Source organism: Phytohalomonas tamaricis (assembly GCF_003012345.1).
GTDB lineage: Bacteria > Pseudomonadota > Gammaproteobacteria > Pseudomonadales > Halomonadaceae > Phytohalomonas > Phytohalomonas tamaricis.
Genome location: NZ_PVRV01000023.1, coordinates 354,153 through 369,819, shown reverse-complemented (window position 1 = coordinate 369,819; position 15,667 = coordinate 354,153). Strand labels below are relative to the sequence as shown.

Sequence of the window (15,667 nt, the reverse complement as noted above, 5' to 3'; positions counted from 1 at the left end):
ATGAGCCAGGCGTTCGATGCACAAGCGCAGCAGCGCGTGCTGGAGTCGCGTGTGGAGAGAGTATTGGAGTACGCTCGCCGCCAGGGTGCAGATGCCTGTGAGATCGGGGCCAGCATTCATCAGGGCACTGAGGTTAGCGTGCGTCTGGGCGAGGTGGAAACGCTCGAATTGGCCCGTGATCAAGGCATCGGAATTACGGTCTATCTCGGACAGCGCAAGGGCAGCGCCTCGACAAGTGATGATAGCGAGCAATCGCTTAAGGATGCCGTAGAGAAGGCGTGCGCCATCGCTCGGTACACAGGGGAAGACAAGGCAACCGGGCTGGCCGATGCTGAGCTGATGGCGACAGATATACCCGATCTAGGCCTTCATTATTCCTGGGATATTTCACCTGACCAGGCTATCGATCTTGCCATGCGCTGTGAGCAGGCTGGACGTGATATCGAGGGTATCAGCAATTCAGAAGGTGCGACGCTTTCTACCAGTGAAGGCGTCAATGTTTATGCCAATAGCCATGGATTCATAGGCAGTCAGCTCGGTAGTCGGCATTCACTGTCTTGCATGCTGATCGGGCGTGATGAGCAAGGCATGCAGCGCGATTATGACTATACCAGCGAACGTGATCCCTCTCGGCTGAGAGCCCCTGAAGACGTTGGCCGCTGTGCAGCTGAGCGTACGCTGAAACGGCTGGGGGCCGGTCGTCCTGATACTGGCCGTATGCCCGTGCTGTTCGACCCACGCATGGCCAGTGGCCTGGTCGGCCATCTGCTAAATTCAATTGCCGGTGGGGCGCTTTACCGCGATTCATCGTTTCTGTGTGATGCGCTGGGAGCGTCATTATTCCCTGACTGGTTCACGCTAGGTGAACGCCCCCGTGAGTTTGGCGCCAGTGCCAGCGCCGCCTTTGATAGTGAAGGTGTCTATACGCGGGATAACGACTACATAGAAAGCGGTCGTCTTGCCAGCTATATGCTGTCTTCCTATAGTGCGCGTCGTCTCAATATGTCGACGACAGGCAATGCCGGCGGGGCACGTAACGTGCGTATCGAAGCACCGCTTAAACCCCTTGAGGCACTGCTTGAGGAAATGGGACGTGGCGTTATCGTCACTGAACTGATGGGGCAGGGCGTCAATACGGTAACCGGTGACTACTCCCGTGGTGCAGCTGGTTTCTGGGTAGAGAACGGTAAAATCGTTCGTCCGGTCGAGGAATTTACCATTGCGGGCAACCTGAGTGACATGTATGCCGGGCTGGTTGGCGTGGGTAACGACATCGACCGGCGTGGAAGCATTCATACCGGTAGTTGGCTGATCAATGATATGATGGTTGTCGGTTGACTGTCGCTACACGTCCAAAGCACTAACGCCCGCCTGATGCGGGTGTTAGTGCTTATGAGTACGTGGGTAATGATGTGCCTTCAAGGGTAGAAAGCAGTAGCTAGCCCCAGAAAGGCAACGAAGCCGACGACATCGGTAATCGTGGTAAGTAAGACCCCACCAGAAAGTGCCGGATCAATGGATAGTTTTTTGAGCAGTACCGGAATCAACGTGCCTGCGAGTGCCGCAATCGATAAGTTGATCACCATTGCCAAGGCAATAATACCGCCGAGTTTATAGTCATCGAAGCGGGCAACCGCCATCAGTGCCACGATAAGCGCCCATAGCACTCCGTTCATCATCCCCGATAGCATTTCCCTGACCAGCAACCAGCGCACATTACTGCCTGAAACGTGCCCCAGCGCAATTCCTCGAATCAGCACGGTCAGGGTTTGCGATCCTGCGATGCCTCCCATGCTGGAGACGATCGGCATCAAGACGGCAAGGGCAGTAATGCGCTGGATGGTATCTTCAAAAATGCCTATCGCAAACGACACTATGGTGGCGGCCACGAGGTTGATGCCGAGCCAGACAGCACGACGGCGCCCAGTACGCAAGACCGGAGCAAAAGTATCTTCATCATCTTCAAGCCCCGCCATGCTCATCACACGGTGCTCGGCATTCTCGCGAATGACATCGACCACGTCATCAATGGTAATGCGGCCTAGCAGCTTGCCATCAGTGCTGACGACCGGCGCGGAAATCAGATCGAATTTTTCGAACAGGCGTGCAACATCATCTTCCGGCGCGAGCGCGGCAATCTTGATGATATCGGTTTCCATGACTTCACGTACCGAGACCGAAGGATCGCACACCAGCAGCTTGTTGATGGCCAGCGTGCCGATCAATTCATCACGCCGAGTGACGACGAGCAAGGTATCGGTCGAGTCGGGTAACGCCTCATGACGCCTCACGTAGCGCAACACGACATCCAACGTGATATCGGGGCGAATCGTGATGGTATCGGTATTCATCAAGCCGCCGGCGGTATCCTCGGGATACGAGAGGACCGTTTCGACGCGTAGACGCTCCTGCGTCTCCATCGAGGCGAGTACTTCCTGAATGACGGTATTAGGCAGGCGTTGTAGCAGGTCCGCCAGGTCATCGATATCGAGACCTTCAGTAGCCGAGAGCAGCTGTGCGGCATCCATCCGGTTAAGAAATTCGGTTTGGATATCCTCGTTCAGGTACTGCAGTACTTCGCCCTGAATATCCGCTTCGATCAGTTCCCAGAGAAGCTCACGCTCACGCGGCGGTGTTGACTCAAGCAAGTGTGCGACATCGACCGGCGCCAGACTGCGATTAAGCATACGACGCACCTGGTCCATGGCGCCGCTTTCCAGAGCCGTATTGAGGCGGTCCAGCTTAGGTTGGAGTTCTGACTGATTAACGCTCATTCGCTCCGACGTCCTTGTTGCCTGCAAGCCGTTAAGGGAGCGTAACATTCTCACATGAAGAGAAAATGTAAAAGAAACAATGTTTCTTTATGCCAAAGTTTGAACGGCGCGGGAGCAGAGCCAGAGATCAATAAATGCAGATGGAAACAGGTTCAAATATCTTCATCAAAGCGTGCTTCGATCAACTCGGTAATGGCTTCAAGTACGCCCTCGGCATCGCTGCCTTCCGTTTCAATAGTGAGTACCGTGCCGTATGGCGCTGCAAGCATCAGCAGCGACATGATATTGGCGGCGTCTGCCTGGCGCTGGCCATGAAAGACGGTTACCTGGGCATTGAACGGCTGGCAGCACTGTACGAGTCGGGTAGCCGCGCGTGCGTGCAGGCCCCGCTTGTTGAGTAGCGTCAATTCACGACGCGGCATGCACTTCTTCCCCCATGGCCTTCTGAATACTCAACTCACGATGGCGCAGCCGTACAGAGGGAAACTGCGTGGCAAAGTGGATAGCCAATCGCTCGATGAGATAGACCGAGCGGTGTTGCCCCCCAGTGCAGCCGATGGCCACCGTAAGATAGCTGCGATTGCTGGCTAAATGGGCGGGTAACCAACGTTCGAGCCATTGGCGAATATCGTCGTACATTGCCTGTACGTCGGAATAATTTTCGAGAAAGGCGATGACGTCGGCATCCTGACCGGTCGAGCTTCGTAGTTGCGGGTCCCAATAGGGATTGGGCAGGCAACGCACGTCGAAGACCATGTCAGCGTCAAGCGGCACGCCGCGTTTGAAGCCAAAAGATTCGAACGTCAGCGTTAGCTGCTTTTCTGTATGCCGCGCAACCTGTTCGCTGATACGCCCACGAAGATCATGAACGGACAGGTTTGATGTGTCGATCACCAAGTCCGCCGTGTGACGAATCGGGGCCAGGAAGTGCTGCTCGGATTCGATGGCTTCCGCCAGCGTCATCTGGCTTTCTCGAGTGAGTGGATGACGTCGCCGTGTGGCGGAATAACGTTCGAGCAGGATCTTGGAATCTGCCGTCAGGTAGACCACCTGCGCATCGAGACCGCGCTGGGTAAGACCTTCAAGCAGTTCTGGAAATCGCTCCAGTGCGTCGGGTAGGTTGCGCGCGTCAATGCTGACGGCAATACGCCGTCTATGAGGGCTGCCGACTTCGAGCTGATCAATCAGCGGAGCAAGCAGCATGGCTGGCAGATTATCGATGGCGTAATAACCAAGATCTTCGAGCGCCTGTAGGGCAATGGATTTTCCCGAGCCTGAACGACCACTGATAATAACGAGCTGCATAAGATGGCTAAGCCTGTGCGGAAAGATGATGGATGGCGTTGACCATCGTGTCATAAAGCTGATGCTGACTTTCGGCATTACGTAGGGCTGTTCGCGTATCGGCTGAATTGAGCAGCTCCGCTACTTGAGCAAGCAAGGCGAGGTGCGCATCTTCAGCGGCTTCGGGAACAAGAAGGACAAAGACTAAGTCGACAGGTTCACCGTCGATGGCATCAAAATCCACGGGTTCGGCAAGACGAAGAAAACTGGCCATCGGTTGACGACAATGAGGACTGCGTGCGTGTGGAATAGCGACGCCGTTGCCAACTCCAGTACTGCCGAGACGTTCACGTCCTATTAACCGGCTGAACACCTCCTGGCTATCAAGGCTGGGAGTGTTTTGAGCGATGAAGGTGCTGAAAAATTCCAACACCCTTTTTTTGCTGCCTCCAGTGACGTCGAAGAGCGTTCGTTCGGGAGGAAGAATTTGGTCGAGTGTCATGAGAGTGTTAACGCTTGCCGGCGCCTTGAGCATGGGCTTGGGTCTTTTCCTTGTGCCTGACCAGCTGTCGGTCGAGCTTGTCGGTTAGAACATCGATGGCAGCATACATGTCATCCTGCTCAGCCATACCGTATAGGTCGGCGCCGCTGGCATGCAACGTGGCAGCCGCCTGTTGGCGCTCCTTTTCGATCGAGAGCGTCACCTGGACATTGGTAATATTGTCGTAGTGGCGTTCGAGGCGACTGAGCTTCTGATTGACGTAATCCCGCAGGGCATCGGTGAGCTCAATGTGGTTCCCGGTAATGTTGACCTGCATGACGCGCTCCTGTTCCAACGGTCGATTCTTCGAGTGTAAACCTTTTTACTACGGAACTGGTGTATTCAGCTTCACGCCAGACGTTTACGTTCGCTGGATGAAGGTATTCCCATCGCCTCACGATACTTAGCCACCGTACGGCGTGCGACGGCTATACCGTTGTTGGCAAGCAACTCTACCAGCTTAGCGTCAGACAAGGGACGCCGCGCAGGTTCTTCACCGATAAATTTCTTTATACGGGCACGAATAGCTGTGCTGGCATGCGTGTCGCCCACACCACCGACATGGCTTGAGAAAAAGTATTTGAGTTCGAAAACGCCACGTGGCGTATGAATGTACTTCTGTGTCGTTACTCGGGAAATGGTTGATTCGTGCATGTCGACTGCCTGGGCAATGTCAGCAAGGATCAAGGGCTTCATCGCTTCTTCACCGTGTTTGATGAAATCGCGTTGACGCAGCATGATTTCCTGTCCGACCTTGACGAGAGTGTCGTTGCGGCTTGACAAACTTTTTATCAACCAACGTGCCTCCTGCAGGTGCTGCTTCAGGAAGGTGTTGTCGTCACTCTTGTCGGCGCGTTTGATCAAGGCTGCATAGTCCGGCTGGATGCGTACGCGGGGGAGAGCATGATTGTTGAGCTCGACCTGCCAGCCGTCGCGACGATAATGGCGCAGTATCAGGTCGGGAATGACATAGTGACTGTCATTGTGGTCGAAGCGTTGACCTGGCTTGGGGTCGAGCAGCCGAATGATCGCGATAACCGTATTAAGCTCATCATCACTTAAACCGAGACGACGCTTCAGCAGTTTGCGATCATCGTTGGCAAGCGCTTCCAGAAACTGGCGTACCAGGCGGCGGGTCTGCTGTAACAGTGGTGTGTCATCAGGCAGCTGACCCAACTGCAGTAACAGACATTCACGAAGATCGCGAGCAAATACGCCGGTAGGGTCTAGTTGCTGAAGGCGACCCAGCATTTTTTCTATTTCCGGCATTTTCAGCGCAGGCAAGCCCTGAGTCTTGAGCCCTTCATACAGTTCATCGAGAGTGCAAGTGAGATAGCCTACGTCATTAACGGCATCCAGCAGCGTTTCAGCTATCTCGCGTTCTCGTTCATCAAGATCGAGCAATGACAACTGCCACTGAAGATGCTCCTGCAAGCCCTGCACTTGACTGCTGCGCTCAAAATCAGGGCCGTCATCCCCCGTACCGCTGGCACTGCCTAGAGCACCAAGGCTTGCATCGGGATAGGTATCAGACCATTCGCTGTCAAGGGACAGCTCTTCGGGGATGTCATTGGTCCAATCGTCTTCCGTGACCGAAGCTACCTCCTCTTCGCCGAATGCCTCGTCGAGTTCAAGCATTGGGTTGCTCTCGATGGCCTGCTGAATCTCCTGGCGAAGATCCAGCGTCGAAAGCTGCAGCAGTTGTATGGCCTGCTGCAATTGCGGCGTCATAGTCAGCTGGGCGCCGATCTTGAGCTGCAGGGTAGGTTTCATGGTCATAGATCAAGGTGGTGGTGGTGATACGTCAACGCTATCCACCTCGCGTCTGGCTTGCAAGCACTATTGCGCGCTTTTAAGCAATTTTCATGCCACCTTGTAAAAAAGTACTAGATGTTATAGTGGCACGATTAAAGCCGGAACTCATGGCCAAGATAAACGTCACGAACATGCTGATTGGCCAGGATGGCGCTGGAATCACCTTCGGCGATGATCTGGCCACTACCAACAATATAGGCGTTGTCACAGATATCGAGCGTTTCACGAACATTGTGATCGGTGATTAGTACGCCAATGTTGCGGGCGCGCAATTGACGAATAATGCCCTTGATTTCACCTACCGAGATCGGGTCGACACCGGCAAAAGGTTCATCAAGCAGGATGAAGGCCGGCTCGGTCGCCAGGGCGCGGGCGATTTCTACACGCCGTCGCTCGCCCCCCGACAGGCTTAGTCCTTGGTTATCACGAATATGCCCGATACTGAATTCCTCAAGTAGCTGCTCAAGGCGCTGCTTACGGGCGCTACGGTCGAGATCCTTGCGCATCTCAAGAATGGCCATGATGTTATTGGCGACGCTCAGCTTGCGAAAGATCGACGCTTCCTGTGGAAGATAGCCAATACCGGCACGGGCACGCTCGTGCATCGGCTTATGGGACAGATCGACTTCATCAATAGTGATGCGGCCAGCATCGGCGCGGATCAGGCCGACGATCATATAAAATGAGGTTGTCTTGCCCGCGCCATTCGGGCCGAGCAGGCCGACGATTTCGCCCTGTCTGATCGACAGGCTGATGTCCTGGACGACACGGCGGCCCTTGAAACTCTTGGCTAGATGCGCAACGTTCAAACTCTTCATTGCGAATCGCTTCCCTGACTATTGGGCGTCAGCGTCATACGGACACGGCCATTCTGGCTCTGGCCGCTTTGGCTCTCGCTGCTGCGAGCGTTGACCTGGCGGCGGTCAAGATAATATTCGACATAGCCACCGGTGAAGGTGTCTTGTGCCTGGTGGAGTTCGGCATTGCCAATCAGTTCAACTCGTCGCGTATCGGCATGGTAGATAATGGTATTGCCCCAGCCTTTGACAGTGGCATCGTCAGGCGCAGGTAGCTGCTCAATGTAGGCACGATTGCCCTTGGCATTGACTTTCGATACGCCCCCGGCATTGCCGCGGGTGATCTCGACTCGGTCGGCATCGAGCTTCATTGTGCCTTGCTCCATATGGACCTGGCCGGTGTAGATGGCAGTACCTGCCCGATCATCAATCTGCAACTTGTCGGCTGCGATATTGATAGGCTTATTAGCATCGCTATCGAGCGCAAATGCATTCGAGGCACCAAAGGCCAGAGCGAAAGCAGTGGAGCAGGCGAGCAGAGCGCGAGTCATGAATTCATTTCCTTATCCGGTGAGCGGCAATATGGCGGTTCGTCTTCATTGGGGCGGAAGAGTGCCGCGCACGTTGCCGTCCAGTATCATTCGATCTTCATTAATCCAGGCATCGAAACTATCGCCGCGCATGCGCTGTTCATGCTGGCTCAGGCGTGTTTCGCTGTCACTCCAGGCATGAGCGTCGCGCCGATCATAATGTAATACATCCGTTTCGAGCTGCCAGCCTTCGGTGGGCTCAAGCAATTTCGCATTGCCTATCAGTTTGAGCGTGTCATTGTTGGGGCCAATTTCGGCACTGTCTCCATCGGCCTGCCAGATATGCTGATCCTTGCCGACAAGCTCAACGTGGGGCTGTCGCGCTAAGGTAATATCATCGGCCGGCAGATGGCTGACACGCGGTGATGTCAACGTCTGATAAGGCTGTCCCTTGGCATCGAAGTGGGTATAAGTGGCGCCCTCAAGATAATAGTCAGGCTCGCCCTCTTCGGTATCTGGAGAAGGACCTGGGGCAGTAACGATGCCGCGCTGTTCGAACAGCGCAAGCACGCCACCGAGCGCCAGAAGCATGACAACTAACCATATTTTGGGGGACAGTCGCTTAAAGGTGAGCGCCATAACCGGGAGTGTCCTCTGCAAGCATGCCCTGTCTCACACGTAAAGCGTCCGTAAGAAGTGCAGGAACGTCAATGTTGTTCATGCTGATAGTGTGCCATGATGGCATCCCAACCGCCTTGTGCCTGAATGATAAGTTCACAAATTTCGCGTACCGCACCCTGTCCACCTGCTTGCTGAGTAACATACCTGGCCCGTGAGCGAATATATTCTGGCGCATTGGGTACGGATAACCCCAGCCCAACGTGACAGATCGTGTAAAGGTCAGGCAAATCATCGCCACAATAGGCAATCTGTTTTAGCTCAAGCCCCAGTTCGTCGGCCAGTGTCGTCAGTACTGTCCATTTGTCCTTGCATTTCTGATGGACGTGCGCAATACCCAGTTCCTGTGCACGACGTGATACCATGGACGACTCTCTTCCGGTAATAATCGCAATTGATACACCGCTTTGAATCAGCAAGCGGATGCCTTGACCGTCAAGAATATTGAAACTTTTGCTTTCTCTGCCATCATCTTGATAGTGGAGACGGCCATCCGTCAAAACGCCATCAACATCAAGTGCAAGCAATTTGATGGTGCGTGCCTGAGTAAGGATCTCAGCGCTTACGGGAATATGGACCATGTTGTGTTCCTTGATGTAACGTCTGGCGTCGGTTCAGATCACGCCACTGGTCAGAAGATCCTGCATTTTCAGCGCGCCGATCGGATGGTACTCATCGTCGATGACGACTAGTGCCGTAATCCGGTGCTGTTCCATGATCCGCACCGCTTCGGCGGCGAGCATGTCAGGCGGTACGGTTCTGCCGCCGGGGGTCATCACGTCATCGATTCGAACGTGGCGCAGGTCCCCGTAGTTATCCAATGTTCGGCGTAGATCGCCGTCGGTATAAATTCCCGCTAACCTGCCATCGGGTGACAAAACGCAGGTAAACCCTAACCCCTTGCGGGTGATTTCAAGCAAAGCGTCGCGTAGAGGACTCCCTGCAGGCACGCTAGGTAACTGTAGGCCGCCGTGCATTACATCTTCTACTTTGATAAGTAGACGTCGTCCTAGTGTGCCGCCTGGGTGGGAAAGCGCAAAGTCCTCAGCACTGAAGCCGCGTGCTTCAAGCAAGGCGATGGCTAGCGCATCACCTAATGCCAGGGCAGCGGTTGTCGATGAGGTGGGTGCAAGATTGAGGGGACATGCTTCCTTTTCGACGCTGGCGTCTAGATGGGCGTCGGCGTAGCGGGCCAACGTGGAGTCATCACGTCCCGACATGCTGATGAGACAAATACCCATACGTTTTAGCCAGGGCAACAGGGCAGTAATTTCGGCTGTCTCACCTGAGTTGGACAACGCGATGACCAGATCGTCATGTGTGAGCATGCCAAGATCGCCATGGCTGGCTTCGCCGGGGTGAATATAAAAGGCTGGTGTGCCGGTGCTGGCGAGCGTGGCGGCTATTTTGCGCCCGATATGCCCCGATTTTCCCATTCCTGTCACAACGACTCGTCCCTTGCAGGTGAGGATAAGCCGGCAGGCATGATCAAACTCATCGCCCAGCTTGGGAATCAAATCGCCAATCGCGGTCTGTTCTAGAATCAATGTGCGCCGCGCACTAGCGCGAAAATCATGGTCGGAATTGATTGTCATGGTACCGATCCGGACTGTTCATCGACACGCCCAAGGCGCTAAGAGCTGCACGATACGCCAAGCCGATAGGGCTGTCATGGGGCCGTTAACCCGGTGAGTCACATCGGGGCTTTGTAAGCCGCATCTACCGCACACCCATGGGGCCAAGCGTCGTGGGGTGCCATTAAACGTATCGTGTCAGGCCTTTGCAAGATGCACTGGCGGTGGTTGGCAGAATTCGGATACGATGTTCGATAATTTTATGAACAAGATAGGAGTCGCATGACCGACTCAATACTAGTCGATGTCAAAGGACTGAAATTCTCGCGCTCCGGGCGTGAGATTTTTTCAGGTGTTGACCTGCGCGTTCAGCGAGGCAAGATTACTGCCATCATGGGGCCGAGCGGTACCGGTAAGACCACGCTTTTAAAGCTAATCGGCGGGCAGTTGACCCCTGAAGCTGGGCAGGTGCATATCGCTGGCCAGGATGTGCACCGCTTGTCTCGAAAAGCGTTATTTCGGATGCGCCGGTGTATGGGCATGCTGTTTCAAAGCGGTGCGCTGTTTTCTGATCTCAGTGTCTTTGAAAATGTTGCGTTTCCGCTGCGTGTGCATACGGACCTGCCTGAATCGATGATTCGTGATCTGGTCTTGATCAAGCTGCAGGCTGTGGGGCTGCGTGGTGCGCGTCATCTCATGCCGGCCGAGCTGTCCGGTGGTATGACCCGGCGCGTTGCTCTGGCCCGCGCTATTGCGCTTGATCCCGATCTGATCATGTATGACGAGCCTTTTGTCGGCCAGGATCCTATCTCCATGGGAGTATTGGTACAGTTGATTCGTAACTTGAATCAGGCGCTCAACATGACGGCTATTGTGGTGTCTCATGATATCAAGGAGACACTTACCATCGCCGACTATGTTTACGTCATCTCCGATGGCAAGGTAATGGCGCACGGTACCCCCCAGAGCTTAAATGCCGAGGCTGATCCGCGCGTCAGCCAATTCGTTCATGGCAAGCCTGATGGCCCCGTACCGTTCCATTATCCCGCCGCGAACTTTTATGACGATATTCTGGCAGGCAGGGGGCAGCAGCGATGATCAATCGTATTGTCGCTCTTGGGCGAGTCTCGCTCGATGCGTTGGAGGCGTTGGGACGATCAGCAATATTTCTCGTTCAGGCCTTCATCGGTATACCGCGGGCAGAAGGTTTTCGCCTGTGGCTGCAGCAGATGCATTTCGTTGGCGTGCTTTCCTTGCCGATCATTTTAGTGTCGGGTCTGTTCATCGGGATGGTAATCGCCTTGCAGGGATATGTCGTACTGGTCGGCTTTGGTGCCGATGAGGCGCTTGGCCAGATGGTGGCACTCTCGCTTCTGCGTGAGCTTGCGCCGGTGGTTACTGCGTTGCTGTTCGCGGGGCGCGCCGGCTCGGCGCTTACGGCGGAGATAGGCCTGATGAAAGCGACCGAACAGCTCACTAGCATGGAGATGATCGGTGTCGACCCGATGCGCCGCGTTGTTGCGCCACGGCTATGGGCGGGCTTTGTCTCTCTTCCCGTCCTGACGGTGTTCTTTAGCGTCGTGGGTATTTATGGCGGCTATCTGGTCGGGGTTGACTGGCTCGGTGTCTATGCGGGTTCTTTCTGGAGCAATATGCAGAGCAGCGTCAATTTCGTTAACGACATCCTGAACGGCATGGTCAAAAGTGTCATCTTTGGTCTTGTTGTGACCTGGATCGCCGTCTTTCAAGGATACGACCTCGTACCGACGTCCGAGGGCATTTCACGCGCGACGACACGTACCGTGGTATATGGCTCACTCGCGGTCCTCGGCCTTGATTTTGTGCTGACCGCGCTGATGTTTGGAGAGTTTGGATGAAGCGCAGTAAATGGATTGAAGGCGGGGTAGGCCTGTTCGTACTTGCCGGCTTCCTGGGACTGGTATTTCTCGGCTTGCAGGTGAGTGGTCTGACGCCATCTCGAGCGGATCAGACATTCACGCTCTATGCTAACTTCAGCAACATAGGCGGTCTCAAGGCGCGCTCAAAAGTAACGATGGCCGGTGTGACGGTGGGGAGGATTACCAGCATTGAACTCGACCCTAAATGGTACGAAGGCCGGGTCACAATGCAGATCGATGAGGATCTTGAAGGCAAGCTCTCCCAGGATACGACCGCAGCCATTCTGACCTCTGGGCTTTTAGGTGAGCAGTATATCGGCTTGAGTACGGGAGGCGACCCCGAAACCTTGAAAGATGGCGACACAATCCGTGATACCCAGCAGGCTTTGGTACTGGAAGAGCTTATTCAGCAGTTCGTGTCCAGTATGGGCAAAGACTGAACGTATAGTTCGATACCTTAGTTTATTATTAGGAGATTTGGATGAAGCAGCTTTTCAAATATTGCCTCGTCATGTTGACCATTCTGGCTAGTTTGAGCGCCTTAAGTGCGCAGGCAGCACAAGAATCGCCGGTGGCAGTGGTTAAAAATAGCGTCGATGCCTTGATGTCGAAGCTGGAAAATCGCCGCGATTATTACAATCAGCATCACAATGAGCTCAAGTCGCTTGTCAACGATACACTCGACCCCATTGTTGATTACCATTACATCTCCGCAGGTGTGATGGGTAAATATTTTAAAGCGGCTTCACCTGAGCAGCGTTCGCGTTTTTCCGATGTATTCAAGCAAACGCTGATAGATACTTACTCCAATGGCCTGGTGACGTTCGATTACGAAACCCTGCGCGTGCTGGATGAGCAAAGCCCCCAGCGATACGAGGACCAGGCTAATGTACAGATGGAAATCATTGCTCGTAACGGGCAGAGCTATCCGGTCTCGTTTACGCTCAAGCAGCGTCAAAATGGCTGGAAAGTGATCAATGTCGTGGTCAATGGCATTAACCTGGGGCTTACGTTCCGTAATCAGTTCGATCAGGCGATGCGCGATAACAATCGTGATTTTGATCGTGTCATCAGCTCATGGTCTCCCGATGTCGACCTGCAAGAAGGCGGTCAGGACGGCCAGCCGCAATGACCACCACGCTCTATGATCATGGTGACGTTTGCTTGATTGCTGATGAACAGGTGCTCCGCGTAAGTGGAGCACCTGATTTTGATGATGCCGCGCCGCTTGCTGCTGCGGGCAGGAAGTGGATCGATGAGCGCAAGGATGCGCTCGTGCTTGACGCAAGCGGTGTTGAAAGTGTCAGCAGTGCCATGCTTTCAGTACTGCTTGAATGGATACGTGATGCGTCCCGGCACGATGTAAGCATCAGTGCCATCAAACTTTCCCCGGGTCTGCGTGGGCTTGTCGAACTGGCAGACTTGGAAGAAATATTTCCTGCCTGAACAAAATCGCGTTTCACCTCCCTTTTCATTTACCATAGGCGTAAATTCGTCATCCACAGGAGTGAACGCGACAATGCAACCTAATGACGTCAAGACACGTCTGGAATCGCGTATTGATGATTGCGAGTTCCATATCCAGGGCGAAGGCTGCAACTTTAAGGTCATCGCTGTAGGAGAAATCTTTACCGGACTGACGCCCGTCAAACGCCAGCAATTGATTTATTCGGCCTTGTCCGATGAGATTGCCAGCGGCGCCTTGCATGCCGTCAGTATCAAGACCTTTACGCCGCAACAGTGGGCAAGTGCAGCGGAAAACCCGCAGCCGAACGGTCCGCAAGCTTAAGAACGCTGGAAAACATATGCATGGATAAGTTGATTATCAGCGGTGGTGTACCGTTGACAGGCGAGGTATGGGCTTCAGGCGCCAAGAACTCGGCATTGCCGATTCTGGCGGCTACGCTCCTTTGCGAGGAACCTGTCGTCATCGGGAATCTGCCGCATCTGCAGGATATTACCACCACCCTTGAACTGCTGGGGCGGATGGGTATCGAGCCTGTCATGGGCGAGAAGATGAGCGTGCAGCTCGGGGGCCGTGTACGTGATTGTCATGCGCCTTACGATCTGGTCAAAAAAATGCGCGCATCGATTCTCGTGCTGGGGCCGCTGCTGGCACACTATGGTACTGCCGATGTATCCCTGCCGGGTGGCTGTGCGATCGGTACACGCCCCGTTGATCTGCATATTCGCGGTCTCCAGGCAATGGGGGCAGACATCCGTGTCGAGAATGGCTACATCCGTGCGCGAGTCGATGAGCGTCTGAAGGGTGCACACATTGTGCTCGATACCGTTACGGTAACCGGCACCGAAAATCTACTGATGGCAGCGACACTGGCGCAGGGCCGCACTGTGCTTGAAAACGCCGCCCGCGAGCCGGAAGTGGTCGATCTGGCTGAATGCCTGATCGCCATGGGTGCGCAGATTTCTGGACACGGCAGTAGCACGATCGTAATCGATGGCGTTGAGCGCTTGCACGGCTGTCATTTCGATGTCATGCCTGATCGCATCGAGATCGGCACCTTTCTCGTGGCCGGCGCGGCGACACGCGGCCGAGTGAAAGTACGCAATACGCGTGCTGATATCATGGAAGCGGTACTGATCAAGCTCGAAGAAGCTGGCGCGGAAATCAGTGTCGGGGAGAACTATATTACTCTCGATATGCATGGCAAACGCCCCAAGGCGGTCAACATACGTACCGCACCTTACCCGGCATTTCCCACTGATATGCAGGCGCAGTTCATGGCGATGAACGCTGTCGCTGAAGGCATAGGACGGGTAGTAGAGACGATTTTCGAAAACCGCTTCATGCATGTGCAGGAGCTCAATCGTATGGGAGCGGATATTACGATTGAAGGCAACACGGCGCTGGTCTCGGGCGTCGAACAGCTCTCCGGCGCGCCCGTCATGGCGACTGATCTGCGCGCCTCGGCGAGTCTGGTTATTGCTGCACTTGTCGCCCAGGGCGAAACGACCGTCGATCGCATCTACCATATCGATCGTGGCTATGAATGCATCGAAGAAAAACTGCGATTGCTAGGCGCTCAGATCAGACGAGTGCCGCGCTGATTGTTCACCGGGCCGTCCTCTGACGGCCCAGACCGCGACTCGGGACCATGAGCAAACCATTGATTCTTGCCCTCTCGAAAGGGCGCATTCTGAAAGAGACTCTGCCGCTGCTGGCCGATGCGGGCATCGTGCCTGCAGAAGATCTAGACAAGAGCCGTAAGCTGCTATTTGACACCAACCTGCCCGACGTCAAGTTTGTTGTCATTCGCGCCACCGATGTGCCTACCTACGTTCAACTAGGGGCGGCTGACATCGGTGTGGCGGGCAAGGACGTCTTGATGGAACACGGCGCAAAAGGCCTGTATGAGCCGCTGGATCTCAACATCTCCCGCTGTCGTCTGATGACGGCCGGTATTATGGGGGGTGCACCTCGTCATGCGAGACGCCGTGTGGCGACCAAGTTCGTCAATATTGCTCGGCGTTATTATGCCAGCCAGGGGATTCAGGCAGAGGTCATCAAGCTTTATGGGGCGATGGAGTTGGCACCGTTGATGAACCTTGCCGATGAAATCGTCGACATTGTCGATACCGGCAACACGTTGCGTGCCAATGGCATGGAGCCGCGTGAACTTATCACTGAGATCAGCACGCGTCTTGTCGTCAACAAGGCATCCATGACCATGCAGCATGAGCGTATTACACCGCTTGTCGAGCGGCTGCGTGAGGCCGTGAACAAGCGGCGCAGCGAGACCTAAACCCAGCGGAGC

General features: G+C 54.6%; 20 protein-coding genes. 9 read left to right on the top strand and 11 right to left on the bottom strand.

The genetic code is table 11. The features are described from left to right. Complete coding sequence (pmbA, locus tag C3Z11_RS13205) at positions 1–1,338, top strand: metalloprotease PmbA (protein WP_106478413.1); 1,338 nt, start codon at positions 1–3, stop codon at positions 1,336–1,338. 80 nt (positions 1,339–1,418) lie between these two features. On the opposite strand, the gene mgtE is transcribed toward pmbA, so the two are convergent. The 11 genes from mgtE to C3Z11_RS13150 form a co-directional block, all read right to left on the bottom strand. Beyond that, positions 1,419–2,774 (bottom strand): magnesium transporter, encoded by a 1,356-nt coding sequence (mgtE, locus tag C3Z11_RS13200; protein WP_106478412.1) that lies wholly within the window; start codon positions 2,772–2,774, stop codon positions 1,419–1,421. Positions 2,775–2,926: 152 nt separating this feature from the next. Further along, positions 2,927–3,196, bottom strand: coding sequence for an HPr family phosphocarrier protein (locus tag C3Z11_RS13195; RefSeq protein ID WP_106478411.1), 270 nt, complete (start codon positions 3,194–3,196; stop codon positions 2,927–2,929). Next, positions 3,183–4,079, bottom strand: a complete 897-nt coding sequence (rapZ, locus tag C3Z11_RS13190) for an RNase adapter RapZ (RefSeq protein ID WP_106478410.1) — start codon at positions 4,077–4,079, stop codon at positions 3,183–3,185. Before rapZ ends, C3Z11_RS13195 begins: the two co-directional genes overlap by 14 nt. A 7-nt stretch (positions 4,080–4,086) precedes the next feature. Then, positions 4,087–4,560 (bottom strand): PTS IIA-like nitrogen regulatory protein PtsN, encoded by a 474-nt coding sequence (gene ptsN / locus C3Z11_RS13185; RefSeq protein WP_106478542.1) that lies wholly within the window; start codon positions 4,558–4,560, stop codon positions 4,087–4,089. Between the two features lie 7 nt (positions 4,561–4,567). After that, positions 4,568–4,876 carry a ribosome hibernation-promoting factor, HPF/YfiA family gene (hpf, locus tag C3Z11_RS13180; protein WP_106478409.1) on the bottom strand — a complete coding sequence of 103 codons (309 nt, stop codon included), beginning with the start codon at positions 4,874–4,876 and terminating at the stop codon, positions 4,568–4,570. 71 nt (positions 4,877–4,947) lie between these two features. Beyond that, the gene (locus C3Z11_RS13175; protein WP_106478408.1) at positions 4,948–6,378 is read right to left on the bottom strand and encodes an RNA polymerase factor sigma-54; all 1,431 of its coding nucleotides are present in this window, start codon (positions 6,376–6,378) and stop codon (positions 4,948–4,950) included. A 128-nt stretch (positions 6,379–6,506) separates the two neighbouring features. After that, positions 6,507–7,232 (bottom strand): LPS export ABC transporter ATP-binding protein, encoded by a 726-nt coding sequence (lptB, locus tag C3Z11_RS13170; protein WP_106478407.1) that lies wholly within the window; start codon positions 7,230–7,232, stop codon positions 6,507–6,509. Continuing rightward, complete coding sequence (gene lptA, locus C3Z11_RS13165) at positions 7,229–7,762, bottom strand: lipopolysaccharide transport periplasmic protein LptA (protein WP_106478406.1); 534 nt, start codon at positions 7,760–7,762, stop codon at positions 7,229–7,231. The genes lptB and lptA overlap by 4 nt, the downstream gene beginning before the upstream one ends. Before the next feature lie 45 nt (positions 7,763–7,807). Then, positions 7,808–8,380 (bottom strand): LPS export ABC transporter periplasmic protein LptC, encoded by a 573-nt coding sequence (gene lptC, locus C3Z11_RS13160; RefSeq protein ID WP_106478405.1) that lies wholly within the window; start codon positions 8,378–8,380, stop codon positions 7,808–7,810. Positions 8,381–8,448: 68 nt separating this feature from the next. Beyond that, positions 8,449–9,000, bottom strand: coding sequence for a KdsC family phosphatase (locus C3Z11_RS13155; protein ID WP_262927391.1), 552 nt, complete (start codon positions 8,998–9,000; stop codon positions 8,449–8,451). Between the two features lie 33 nt (positions 9,001–9,033). Next, entirely contained in the window at positions 9,034–10,014 is a 981-nt protein-coding gene (locus C3Z11_RS13150) for a KpsF/GutQ family sugar-phosphate isomerase (RefSeq protein ID WP_106478404.1), read from the bottom strand. Positions 10,015–10,275: 261 nt separating this feature from the next. On the opposite strand from C3Z11_RS13150, the gene C3Z11_RS13145 reads away from it, so the two are divergent. The 8 genes from C3Z11_RS13145 (at position 10,276) to hisG (ending at position 15,655) form a co-directional block, all read left to right on the top strand. Continuing rightward, complete coding sequence (locus C3Z11_RS13145) at positions 10,276–11,091, top strand: ABC transporter ATP-binding protein (protein WP_106478403.1); 816 nt, start codon at positions 10,276–10,278, stop codon at positions 11,089–11,091. Beyond that, on the top strand, positions 11,088–11,870 hold the full coding sequence (gene mlaE, locus C3Z11_RS13140) for a lipid asymmetry maintenance ABC transporter permease subunit MlaE (protein WP_106478402.1): 783 nt from the start codon (positions 11,088–11,090) through the stop codon (positions 11,868–11,870). Before C3Z11_RS13145 ends, mlaE begins: the two co-directional genes overlap by 4 nt. Next, entirely contained in the window at positions 11,867–12,331 is a 465-nt protein-coding gene (mlaD, locus tag C3Z11_RS13135) for an outer membrane lipid asymmetry maintenance protein MlaD (RefSeq protein ID WP_106478401.1), read from the top strand. The genes mlaE and mlaD overlap by 4 nt, the downstream gene beginning before the upstream one ends. Positions 12,332–12,372: 41 nt before the next feature. After that, entirely contained in the window at positions 12,373–13,023 is a 651-nt protein-coding gene (locus C3Z11_RS13130; RefSeq protein WP_106478400.1) for an MlaC/ttg2D family ABC transporter substrate-binding protein, read from the top strand. Continuing rightward, a complete protein-coding gene (locus C3Z11_RS13125; protein ID WP_106478399.1) occupies positions 13,020–13,337 on the top strand; it encodes an STAS domain-containing protein in 318 nt (105 codons plus the stop codon). Before C3Z11_RS13130 ends, C3Z11_RS13125 begins: the two co-directional genes overlap by 4 nt. Positions 13,338–13,410: 73 nt before the next feature. Next, a complete protein-coding gene (locus C3Z11_RS13120; RefSeq protein WP_106478398.1) occupies positions 13,411–13,680 on the top strand; it encodes a BolA family protein in 270 nt (89 codons plus the stop codon). 20 nt (positions 13,681–13,700) lie between these two features. Continuing rightward, on the top strand, positions 13,701–14,960 hold the full coding sequence (murA, locus tag C3Z11_RS13115; RefSeq protein ID WP_106478397.1) for a UDP-N-acetylglucosamine 1-carboxyvinyltransferase: 1,260 nt from the start codon (positions 13,701–13,703) through the stop codon (positions 14,958–14,960). A gap of 47 nt (positions 14,961–15,007) precedes the next feature. Continuing rightward, positions 15,008–15,655, top strand: coding sequence for an ATP phosphoribosyltransferase (hisG, locus tag C3Z11_RS13110; protein ID WP_106478396.1), 648 nt, complete (start codon positions 15,008–15,010; stop codon positions 15,653–15,655). The last annotated feature ends 12 nt before the right edge of the window (positions 15,656–15,667 follow it).